A 10,456-nucleotide genomic window follows, 5' to 3' on the forward strand; every position below is an offset into this window, starting at 1 on the left:
GGCGGTCCCGCGCGGGCCCCGCCCGCCGGGGCCGGTGTCAGCCGGACGCGCCCGGGGCGGGGGCCTCCGCGTTGCCGGCCGCGCCGTAGCGACCGGCCTTGCCCTCCAGCTGCTCGCGCAGCGCGAGCACGGTCACCACCCGGCCCGCGGCCAGGTCCAGGGTGTCCACGGTGGAGAGGACGGACGTCGCGGCCGTGTCCGCGCGCACGACGCCGACCGGGCCCGTGCCCTCGGCCGAGCCCCGGCCGCCCGCCAGCACGGCGCCCGCGCCGGAGCGGTCCAGCTGGGTGGCGAAGCGGGCGACCACGGCGGCGCGGTCGCCCGCCGACTCGCCGTCGACCCGACCTCCCGTCAGCACGACGGCCAGTTGGGCGGGGCGCGTGCCCTGGCCCGGTTTGACGAAGCCGGCGCTGGACAGGCCGCCCAGGGCCGCGGCGACCTCGTCCTCGGTGGCCTGCGGCTGGTTGGTGTCCTTGTCGATCAGCAGGACCGAGCCCAGCAGGCCGCCCGCCCTGGTGCCCGGGTCCGAACCGGCCGGCAGCTCGGTGCCCGCCGGTTGCAGCCTGGCCACCATGCCCAGCAGCTGGTCCGCCTTGTCCGGGTCGGCGAACGCCTCGGTGAGCTGGAGCTCCCCCGTCACGGTCGCGCCCGCCGCGCGCAGCAGCTCGGCCAGCGCGTCGCGGTCCTCGGGCCTCGCGTCGGCGGCCGTCACCAGCACCACGGTGCGGTCGGCCAGCTGCCCCTTCACGGCCAGCGGCCCCACCGAGCCGGCGAAGCGGTCGGCGTCGGCGACCCTGGCGTCCAGGGCGTTGCGCTGCTCCTGCAACGACGCGACCTCGCGGCCCAGCGCGCCGTTGTCGTCGGTCAGCCCCGACAGCAGGCGGCCGCTGATGGTGGTCGAGCCCAGGACGACGCCGACGGCCAGGGCCAGGAACACGGCGGCGACGGAGACGACGTGGTAGCGCAGCGAGATCACCCGGACAACCCCTTCACCCACTCGACGGCGGAACGGAACGCGTCGACCACCACGTCGGCGTGGACCTGACCGACGCCGGAGACGACCAGCGCGGCCGTCATCGCGACCACGGCGGCCAGCACCAGCAGGACGACCACGCCCGTCGACACGCCGCTCCGGTGCAGGGCGGCCACCGCGTGGCCGTCCACGAGCTTCTCGCCGAGCTTGAGCCTGGTCAGGAACGTCGACGGGGTCGACCCGGCGTTGCCCCGGTCGAGGAACTCGCGCAGGCCCGCCCGGAGGCCGACGGTGACGACCAGGCTCGCGCCGTGCGACTCGGCCAGCAGGAGCGCCAGGTCCTCCGCGTTGCCGGACGCGGGGAACGTCACCGCGCCGATGCCCAGGTCCTGGATGCGCTCCAGGCCGGGCGCGTGCCCGTCGACCTGTGCGGGCACCACGACCTCCGAGCCCGCTCTCAGCGTCTCGGTGCCGATGCCGTCGGGGTCGCCGACGATGACGTCCGGCGCGTACCCGGCGGCGTGCAGGGTGTCGGCACCCGCCTCGACGCCGAACAGCACCGGCCGGTGCTCGCGGATGTACCTGCGCAGCGCGCGCAGCTCCTCGGCGTGCCGGGGACCGCCGCAGACGACGAGCACCTGCCGGTCGCGGATCGGCAGGAACAGCTCGGGCACGCCCACCCCGTCGAGGAGCAGCGTCCGCTCGCGGCGCAGGAACTCGATGGTGTTCGCGGAGAACGCCTCCAGCTGGGCCGCCATGCCCGCCTTGGCCTCGACCACGGCGTCGGCGACCGACTCGGCGGTCTGCTCGACGCCGCGCGCCACCTCCTTCTCGCCGACGAACACGCCGCCCTCGTGCAGCCGGACCTTCGCGCCGTCCTTCACCTCGCGCAGCACGGCGGTCCCGACGGCGTCGACCAGCGGGACGCCCGCTTCGACCAGCAGCTCCGGGCCGAGGTTCGGGAACCTGCCGGAGATCGACGGCGAGGCGTTGACCACGCCCACCACCCCGGCGGCCACCAGGGCCTCGGCGGTGCGGCGGTCGAGGTCCACGTGGTCGAGCACCGCGATGTCGCCGGGCCCCAGCCGGCGCAGCAGGTCGCCCGAGCGGCGGTCCACCCGCGCGACCCCGGTGGCGCCCGGCAGCTCGTGGTGCGTGCGGTGGAGCAACCCGGAGAGCTTCATGCCCCGATGGTGGCCCACGTCCCGCGCGGTTCGACGGGCAACACGCCGAGCGGATCGGGGCTGGTCAACGAGGCCACGGCTCCACAGTGGACGGATTTCCCCCGGTCGGGTGATGTTGGCCGGCGACGTCGTCCTCGTTGATCGGCCGCACCTCGATGACCGGGGCCGGGATGCCCAGCGGCGGGGTGTCCACGTCGTCGTCACCCGCTCGGGGCGTTTCCCCGTCGGCCGTCGTGGGCACGGGCCGCCCGTGCGCCAGGACCACGCCCGCGAGCACCAGCGCGGCCGCCGCCAGGACCGTCCACGTACCGGAGCCGACGAACTCCCGGTCCTGGGTCGCGTCGCCCGCGCCGAACAGCTTCGACGTCGTCTCCACCGCCGCCCACAGGGTGCCCAGGAGCAGCCCGAGCCCGGCGACGGCGGTGCTCCGGCCGATCGCGGCCGGTCGCGGTGGGCGCAGTTGCAGCACCGCCCCGAGGGCGACGAGCGCGGCGGCCGCCACGAGCGCGTGGCCGTAGACCGGGATGCGGTCCTGTTCGTCCACGCCCTCCACGCCGTCCACGCCCTCCACCCGGAACGGGGGTTCGACCACCGACTCCCAGCCGGTCAGGGCGTACGTGCGCGTCTCCGCGGCCGGGCCGGGCCCACCGCCGAACTCCTCGGTCATCCCGTACAGCGGCAGCAGCGAGCCGAGGACGACCAGCAGCGCGCCGGCGCCCAGGACGACGATCGCGGTGGTGCGGCGGGCCGTTCGGGTCATGGTCGGTCCTCCTCGCCGATCGCGCCGGCACCACCGGTACCGCTCCCACCAGCAAAGCGGTCCGGGAGCGCCCGCGCCACCCCCGACGGGTGCACGGGCGGGGCGGGCGGCGGGACGCGACGACCGTGACCGGCACCCCGCACCCGGTGGCCCGCACACCCGGCATCAGCCCGACGTCGATCCGCCCGTACCGGTCGTGGTCCCCCACGCCGTCGTGACGAACTCCGGCGGCACGGCGCCCGGCGGGCGCCGGCTCACCTGCCGCGACCCTTGCGCCGCACCACCGGCGCGCTGTCCTTGTCGGCCTTCGCCGCCGCCAGCAGCTCCTCGGCGTGCGCGCGACCGGTGTCGGTGGAGTCCATGCCGGCGAGCATCCGGGCCAGCTCCACCACGCGCTGCGACTCGTCCAGCCTCCGCACGCCCGAGCGGGTCAGGATGCCGTCCGCGGTCTTGTCGACCACCAGGTGCCGGTCGGCGAACGCCGCCACCTGCGGCAGGTGGGTGACCACGATGACCTGGTGGCTGCGCGCCAACCTGGCCAGCCGCCGGCCGACCTCGACCGCCGCCCGGCCGCCGACGCCCGCGTCGACCTCGTCGAACACCAGCGTGGGCACCGGGTCGGAGTGCGACAGCACCACCTCCAGCGCCAGCATCACCCGCGACAGCTCACCGCCCGAGGCGCCCTTGTGCACGGGCAGCGCGGGCGCGCCGGGGTGCGCGATCAGCCGCAGCTCCACGTCGTCCACGCCCGAGGCGCCGGCGTGCAGCAGCCTGCCGTCGACCTCCACGGCCTGGGCGTCGCTCCTCTCCGCCACCCGCGGCCGCACCGCGACCTCGACGTCGGCGTGCGGCATGGCCAGGCCGGTCAGCTCGTCCGACACCGCCCGGCCCAGCTCCTCGGCCGCGACCGTGCGGGCCGCCGTCACCTGGCGCGCGTGGACCGCCAGCTCACCGGCCAGCTCGTCGCGCCGCGCCGCCAGCGCCGCCAGCGCCTCGTCGGAGGTGTCCATGCCGGTCAGCCGCGACGACGCGTCCTGCGCCCACGCGATCACGCCGTCCACGTCCGCCGCGTACTTGCGGGTCAGCGACTTCAGCTCGGACTGGCGGGCGAGCACCTGCTCCAACCGCGCCGGGTCCGCGTCCAGGTGCTCCAGGTACGACGCGATCTCCGCGCCCACGTCGGCCAGCAGCGTCTCCGCCTCCACCAGCCGGGGCTCCAGGTCGCGCAGCTTCGGGTCGTCCGAGGCGACCAGCCGCCTGCGCGCCTCGCCGATCAGGCCCAGCGCGCCGGGGGTGTCCGGGTCGCCGTCCGGCGACCCGGCGACGGCGTACTGGGCGCCGGACGCGGCCTCCCGCAGCTGGTCGGCGTCGGCCAGCCGGCGGGCCTCGGCGACCAGCTCCTCGTCCTCACCGGGCTTCGGGTCGACCGCGTTGATCTCGGCCAGGCCGTGCCGCAGCAGCTCGGACTCCCGGGCCAGCTCGCGCGCCCGCTCGGTGCGCTCGGTCAGCTCGGTCGCGACGCGCAGCCACTCGTCGCGGACCTTCCGGTAGGCCCGCAGGGGCGCGGCGACGTCGTCACCGGCGAACCGGTCGAGCACCGAGCGCTGCTCGGCGGGCCGCAGCAGCCGCAGCTGGTCGTTCTGCCCGTGCACGGCGAGCAGCTGCTCGGCCAGCTCGGACAGCACGCCCACGGGCACGGACCGGCCGCCCAGGTGGGCGCGGGACCGGCCGTCGGCGCCCACCGTGCGCACGGCGATCACGCTGCCGTCGTCGTCGGGCTCGCCGCCGACCTCCTCGGCGACCTTCGCCGCCGGGCTGCCCGCGGGGGCCTGGAAGCGGCCCTCGACCACCGCCTTCTCCGCACCGTTGCGCACGCGCGATGCCTCCGCCCGGCCGCCACCCAGCAGGTGGAGGCCGGTGACGACCATCGTCTTGCCCGCGCCGGTCTCGCCCGTCACCACGGTGAAACCGGGGTCTAGTTCAAGGGTGGCCTCGTCGATCACACCGAGGCCCTGGATGCGCATCTCGGCCAGCACGACTCGAACACTACTGGGCGATACCGACGGACCGCGTGTTCGGGGGAGGGTGTCCCACTGTTGATCTACCCCGGCGATCCCCCTCCGGCGCCTACGGCGCGGACGGCCCGCGCCACCCCTGCACCGGCAGTTCGAACTTCTCCACCAGCCGGTCCGTGAACGGCCCCTGCCGCAGCTTGATCAACCTCAGCGGCGTGCTGCCCCCCACCACCTCGACCCGCGCGCCCGCCGGCAGGTCGATCGTGCGGCGGCCGTCGGCCGTCAGCACCGCCGGGTAGCTCTCCGGGTCCACCTCCAGCGCCACCACCGACGCCGGCGACACCACGAGCGGCCGCGCGAACAGCGCGTGCGCGTTGCTCGGCACCACCAACAGCGCCTGCACGTCCGGCCACACCACCGGCCCGCCCGCCGAGAACGCGTACGCCGTGGAACCGGTGGGCGTCGCCACCAGCACGCCGTCGCAGCCGAACGCCGACACCGGTCGCCCGTCCACCTCGACCACCACGTCCAGGATGCGCTCCCGAGTGGACTTCTCCACGCTGGCCTCGTTGAGCGCCCACGTGGTGCCCAGCAACTCCTCGCCCGCGAACGCGGTCACGTCGAGCGTCATCCGCTCCTCGACCTCGTAGTCGCGGTCCACGACGTGCCTGATCGCGTCGTACAGCGCGTCCGAGTCGGCCTCCGCCAGGAACCCCACCCGACCCAGGTTCACGCCCAGCACCGGCACCCCGGCCGCGCGCGCCAGCTCCGCAGCCCGCAGCAGCGTGCCGTCACCGCCCAGCACGAACACCAGCTCCGCGCCCTCGGCGGCCTTCTCGTCGGCCGTCACGACCTCGGCGTAGCAGGACGGGTCCAGCTCGGGCGCCTCGTCCTCCAGCACCCGCAACCGGACGCCGCCCGCCGCGAACCGCGTCGCCACCTCCTGCGCGACCAGCACGTTGCTCCGCCGGCCGGTGTGGACGACCAGCAGGATCTCCCGGGCCATGCCGTCCCCCTCCGTTGGGGCCCTCACCGGGGGCCTTCCGCGACGGCCTCGCGCACGAGCCCGGCGGCGGCGGCCCGGTCCAGGGGTTCACCGCGACGCAACCAGGCGAAGAACTCGACGTTGCCCGACGGCCCGGGGAGGGGGCTGGCGATGACGCCGTGCAGGCGCAGCCCGAGGCCGGCCGCGGACGAGACGACGTCCAGCACCGCCTCGGCGCGCAGCTCCGGGTCCCGCACCACACCGCCCGAGCCGAGGCGCTCCCGGCCCACCTCGAACTGCGGTTTCACCATCGGCAACAAATCGCCCTCCTCGTCGAGGCACCCGGCCAGCGCGGGGAGCACCAGCCTCAACGAGATGAACGAGAGATCCGCCACCACCAGTTCGACGCGCCCGCCGATGTCCTCCGGCGTCAACGCGCGCACGTTCGTCCTGTCCTTGACCACGACGCGGTCGTCGGTCCGGAGCTTCCAGTCCAGCAGACCACGCCCGACGTCGGCCGCCACGACCTGCCGGGCCCCCGCGCGCAGCAGCACGTCGGTGAACCCGCCGGTCGACGCGCCCGCGTCCAGGCAGCGCCTGCCCTCCACGGCGATCCCCGGGAACGCCTCCAGCGCGCCGACGAGCTTGTGCGCGCCCCGCGAGGCGTAGTTCGGGTCGTCGTGGTCGCGCACCAGCAGCGCGGTGTCCAGCCCCACGGCGGTCGCGGGCTTGGTGGCCACGGTGCCCTGGACGGTCACCTTGCCCTCGGCGACGAGTTGGCTCGCGTGCTCCCGGGACCTGGCCAGCCCGCGGCGGACCAGTTCGGCGTCGAGCCGAGCCCTGCGCGGCACCGGGTCAGACCTTGTCGATGCTGGACAACGCGGCGGTCAGCGCCGTGTGCGCGTCGTCGAAGCGGGCCACGTGCTCGACCACGTCCAACTGCTCCAGCCCGTCGAGACCCGCCAGGGCGTCGTCGATCCCGGCCACGGGGTCGCGCGGCGGGCCGGGGAGGGGAACCTCGAAGCTCACGGTTTCACGGTAGCCGATGCAGGATCGACAGGTCGGCCGCCACGTAGGTGGGACGGCGGGCGTCGTCGAGCGCCGCCACGTCCGCCTCGGTGGCCACGCCGGTGAGCACCAGCAGCGAGTCCATGCCCGCGTTCACCGCGCCGTCGATGTCGGTGTCCAGCCGGTCGCCCACCACCAGGGGGCGCTGCGCGCCGGCGGACTTCGCCGCCTGCTCCAGCAGCGGCGTCGCCGGCTTGCCCGCCACCAGGGGCTCGACGCCCGTCGCCGTGCGCAGGGCGGCGACGAGCGCGCCGTTGCCGGGGAGGAGGCCGCGCTCGGTGGGCAGCGTCGCGTCCACGTTGCAGGCCACCCACTTCGCGCCCGCCCGGACCGCCACGCACGCCTCGGCCAGCTCGCGCCACCCCAGCTCCTGCGACAGGCCCTGCACCACCGCGGCGGCGCCCTCGGCCTCCCGCGTCGGCTCGAACCCGCGCGCCCGGACCTGATCGGCCAGCGCGTCCGTGCCGAGCACCAGCACCGCGGAACCGGCCGGGACGAGGCCCACCAGCATCGCCGCACCGGCCTGGGCGCTCGTGCTCACCTCGTCCACGCTCGTGCGGAAACCCAACTCGTCCAGGTGATCGGCGACGTCCTCGGGCGACCGGGACGCGTTGTTCGTGACGAAGCGGACCGCGACACCGTGCTCCCGCGCGGCCGCCACCGCCTCCACCGCGCCGGGCACGACCTCGCGACCCCGGTACACGGTGCCGTCGAGGTCCAGCAGCAGAGCGTCGTAACGGGCCAGCAGCACGGGCGCCTCCTCCGTCATCACCACACGTCCCCACAAGTGTGGAGGCCCGGCACCGACAGGTGCCGGGCCTCCCGGTGTGACTTCGCTCCCGCGCGTGCGGTGCCTGCTGTGTCGGTCCTGTGCGTCAGTCCTGCGGGCTGAGGTCGAACGCGCGCTCGGCGGCGTCCGTCTCGTTGTCGTCGTCGGCCTGCGCGGCGTTGAGGAACCACTTCACGGCTTCCTCGTTCCGCCCGGCCGCCTCCAGGTTGTCGGCGTACGCGTAGAACAGGCGGGCGCTCCACGGGAAGCGCTTCTTCTCGTCCAGGTCGTCGCCCTGGAGCGCCACCACGGCAGCGTCCAGCTCGCCCATGTCACGCCGCGCGCCGGCCGCCACGATCCGCAGCTCCACGGCCTCCTCCGGCGACAGCGACAGGCCCTGCGCCTCACGCGCCAGGTCGATCGCCCGCTCGGGACGCCCCAACGCCCGCTCGCAGTCGGCCATCACCGCGAGGTGACCGGCGCCGTGCGACATGCGCCGCGCCGCCCGCAACTCCGACAGCGCCTCGGCCCACTCGCCGGCGTGGTAGGCGGTCAACCCGGCCGCCTCGCGCACCACCGCCACCCGAGCCGCCTTCGACCGCGCGTACCGGGCGTGCTCCAGCGCCTGCTCCGGTTCGGAGTCGATCAGCAGACCCGCCGCGGCGAGGTGCCGGCCCACGATCTCGGCCAGGCCCTTCGGCAGGCCGCGCAGCTCCTGCTTCACATCGGGGTCGAGCACGGAGATGTCCGCGTCCTGCGGCAGCTCGGGCGTGCGGGACCGGGTGAACACCCGCTCCTGCTGCTCCTCCACCGGGACGGCCGAACCGGCCGCCGGGCCGTCGGTCTCGTCGGCGTCGTCGACCTCGTCGGCGTCGACGTCGTCCTCGGTGTCTTCGCGGTCCTCGTCGTCGTCCCGGACATCGGTGTCGGCCTCGACCTCGGTCCCGGCGTCGTCCGTCACCGGCTTCCCGGTGACGGCGGCGGTCACGGGCTCGACGTCGTCGACCTCGGTGCCCCCCACCTCCGCGACGGTCGCCTCGGTGACCTGCTCGTCGCCCTGGGCGATGCGGTCCTGGAACCGCGCGGCCCGTTCACGACTGCGCTCGTCCCGCTTGTCATCCGGACGGTTGTCGCGCGGCTTGTCATCACGCGGCTTGTCGTACGAACGCCGGTCGTCCCGCTTGAAGCCGCCCGCACGGTCGTCGCGCCGCGGGTACCCGCCCCGGTCACCGGAGCGGTCGTCGCGGCGCTGGTAGCCACCGCGGTCACCGGACCGGTCGTCGCGACGGGGGTAGCCGCCCCTGTCACCGCTCCGGTCGGTTCCCCGGTCACTGCCGCGGTCGTCGCGCGGCCGGAACTCGCGCCGCTCGCCACCGCCACCGCGGTCGTCGCGCTTGAACCCCCCGGGACGGTCGTCGCGCTTGAAGCCACCGGGCCGGTCGTCCCGACGCTGATACCCACCGCGGTCACCGGACCGGTCGTCGCGACGGGGGTAACCACCACGGTCACCGCCCCTGTCGCCACCGCGGTCGCTGCTGCGATCGGCGCCACGATCGTCACGTCGCTGGTAGCCGCCCCGGTCACCGGACCGGTCGTCACGGCGCGGGTAACCACCACGGTCGTCCGAGCGGTCGTCGCGGCGCTGATAGCCGCCGCGATCCCCACCGCGGTCGTCACGCTTGAACCCGCCGGGCCGGTCATCACGCTTGAACCCGCCGGGCCGGTCGTCGCGCTTGAACCCCCCGGGGCGCTCGTCGCGCTTGAAGCCACCGGGCCGGTCGTCACGGCGGAACCCGCCCGAACGGTCGTCGCGCGGCCGGAACTCGCGCCGCTCGCCACCGCGGTCGTCGCGCTTGAACCCGCCAGGGCGGTCGTCGCGCTTGAAGCCACCGGGCCGGTCGTCCCGACGCTGGTAACCCCCGCGCTCACCACCGCTGCGGTCGTCACGCCGCTGATACCCACCACGGTCACCGGACCGGTCATCGCGAGGCCGGAACTCGCGGCGCTCGCCACGATCCGAGCTCCGGTCATCGCGCCGATCGTCACGTCGGTCATCGCGCCGGTCGAAACGGGGACGGCTGTCATCGCGCCGGAATCCGCCCCGATCACCGGAACGGTCGTCGCGTCGCTGGTAGCCACCGCGGTCATCGCCGCGGTCCGTGCGAGGCCGGTCGGTCGAGTCGCGGCGGACGGCACCGCGGTCGTCGTCACGTCGCTGGAAACCGCGGTCTTCGCGCGGCTTGTCGTAGCGGGGCCGCTCGCCCCTGCTGTCATCGCGGCGGACACCGCCGCGGTCATCACGTCGGTCGCCGCCACGAGGCTTGTCGTAGCGCGGCCGGTCGTCCCGACGCTGGAAACCACTCGAACGCTCGCCCCCACGAGCGTCACGGTCACCGGTGCTCGGCTTGCGACTTCCCTGGGAACGGCCACCATCGTCGGATCGGCGCGGTCGGTCTCCCTGGCCACGCTGACGGTCGCCGGGTCGATCCCCGAACCTGGACACTAACTCCTCCTACTGTGGACACGCCGAAAGGGCTTGCGGTTAGAGCACATCTGACTGTGCCCCCACCACAAGCCCTTTCGGGGAAGAATGTTCGGCGGCGTCCTACTCTCCCACACCCTCACGAGTGCAGTACCATCGGCGCTGGAAGGCTTAACTACCGGGTTCGGAATGGGACCGGGTGTTCCCCAACCGCAATGAC

Annotated in this window: 10 protein-coding genes and 1 rRNA gene; 1 reads left to right on the forward strand and 10 read right to left on the reverse strand. The window is 74.8% G+C overall.

Annotation, left to right across the window (positions count from 1 at the left end):
* Positions 1 to 37: 37 nt before the first annotated feature.
* The 9 genes from CKY47_RS28630 to CKY47_RS28670 all read right to left on the reverse strand — a co-directional run bounded on the left by CKY47_RS28630 (position 38) and on the right by CKY47_RS28670 (position 8,493).
* On the reverse strand, positions 38 to 976 hold the full coding sequence (locus CKY47_RS28630) for a copper transporter (protein WP_306749415.1): 939 nt from the start codon (positions 974 to 976) through the stop codon (positions 38 to 40).
* On the reverse strand, positions 973 to 2,157 hold the full coding sequence (gene steA, locus CKY47_RS28635; RefSeq protein WP_306749416.1) for a putative cytokinetic ring protein SteA: 1,185 nt from the start codon (positions 2,155 to 2,157) through the stop codon (positions 973 to 975). The genes CKY47_RS28630 and steA overlap by 4 nt, the downstream gene beginning before the upstream one ends.
* A 64-nt stretch (positions 2,158 to 2,221) precedes the next feature.
* Entirely contained in the window at positions 2,222 to 2,917 is a 696-nt protein-coding gene (locus tag CKY47_RS28640) for a hypothetical protein (RefSeq protein ID WP_306749417.1), read from the reverse strand.
* A gap of 254 nt (positions 2,918 to 3,171) precedes the next feature.
* On the reverse strand, positions 3,172 to 4,953 hold the full coding sequence (gene recN, locus CKY47_RS28645) for a DNA repair protein RecN (protein ID WP_306749418.1): 1,782 nt from the start codon (positions 4,951 to 4,953) through the stop codon (positions 3,172 to 3,174).
* A gap of 91 nt (positions 4,954 to 5,044) precedes the next feature.
* Positions 5,045 to 5,938 carry an NAD kinase gene (locus CKY47_RS28650; RefSeq protein WP_306749419.1) on the reverse strand — a complete coding sequence of 298 codons (894 nt, stop codon included), beginning with the start codon at positions 5,936 to 5,938 and terminating at the stop codon, positions 5,045 to 5,047.
* Between the two features lie 23 nt (positions 5,939 to 5,961).
* Positions 5,962 to 6,768 carry a TlyA family RNA methyltransferase gene (locus tag CKY47_RS28655; RefSeq protein WP_306749420.1) on the reverse strand — a complete coding sequence of 269 codons (807 nt, stop codon included), beginning with the start codon at positions 6,766 to 6,768 and terminating at the stop codon, positions 5,962 to 5,964.
* A 4-nt stretch (positions 6,769 to 6,772) separates the two neighbouring features.
* A complete protein-coding gene (locus CKY47_RS28660) occupies positions 6,773 to 6,946 on the reverse strand; it encodes a hypothetical protein (protein WP_306749421.1) in 174 nt (57 codons plus the stop codon).
* Between the two features lie 4 nt (positions 6,947 to 6,950).
* The gene (locus CKY47_RS28665; protein WP_306749422.1) at positions 6,951 to 7,754 is read right to left on the reverse strand and encodes an HAD-IIA family hydrolase; all 804 of its coding nucleotides are present in this window, start codon (positions 7,752 to 7,754) and stop codon (positions 6,951 to 6,953) included.
* A gap of 106 nt (positions 7,755 to 7,860) precedes the next feature.
* Positions 7,861 to 8,493, reverse strand: coding sequence for a tetratricopeptide repeat protein (locus tag CKY47_RS28670; RefSeq protein ID WP_306749423.1), 633 nt, complete (start codon positions 8,491 to 8,493; stop codon positions 7,861 to 7,863).
* Between CKY47_RS28670 and CKY47_RS28675 the strand changes: the two genes are divergently transcribed.
* A complete protein-coding gene (locus tag CKY47_RS28675; RefSeq protein WP_306749424.1) occupies positions 8,422 to 10,260 on the forward strand; it encodes a hypothetical protein in 1,839 nt (612 codons plus the stop codon). The genes CKY47_RS28670 and CKY47_RS28675 overlap by 72 nt on opposite strands.
* An 86-nt stretch (positions 10,261 to 10,346) precedes the next feature.
* On the opposite strand, the gene rrf is transcribed toward CKY47_RS28675, so the two are convergent.
* Positions 10,347 to 10,456: ribosomal RNA gene (gene rrf / locus CKY47_RS28680) — 5S ribosomal RNA — on the reverse strand; the annotation flags it as partial.

The sequence above is a fragment of the Saccharothrix longispora genome (genome assembly GCF_030852425.1).
GTDB lineage: Bacteria > Actinomycetota > Actinomycetes > Mycobacteriales > Pseudonocardiaceae > Actinosynnema > Actinosynnema longispora.

Bases quoted from the DNA above. Each gene is read 5' to 3' on its own strand.
- steA (WP_306749416.1), bottom strand. From the start codon at position 2,157: ATGAAGCTCTCCGGGTTGCTCCACCGCACGCACCACGAGCTGCCGGGC.
- CKY47_RS28640 (WP_306749417.1), bottom strand. From the start codon at position 2,917: ATGACCCGAACGGCCCGCCGCACCACCGCGATCGTCGTCCTGGGCGCC.
- CKY47_RS28650 (WP_306749419.1), bottom strand. From the start codon at position 5,938: ATGGCCCGGGAGATCCTGCTGGTCGTCCACACCGGCCGGCGGAGCAAC.
- CKY47_RS28665 (WP_306749422.1), bottom strand. From the start codon at position 7,754: ATGACGGAGGAGGCGCCCGTGCTGCTGGCCCGTTACGACGCTCTGCTG.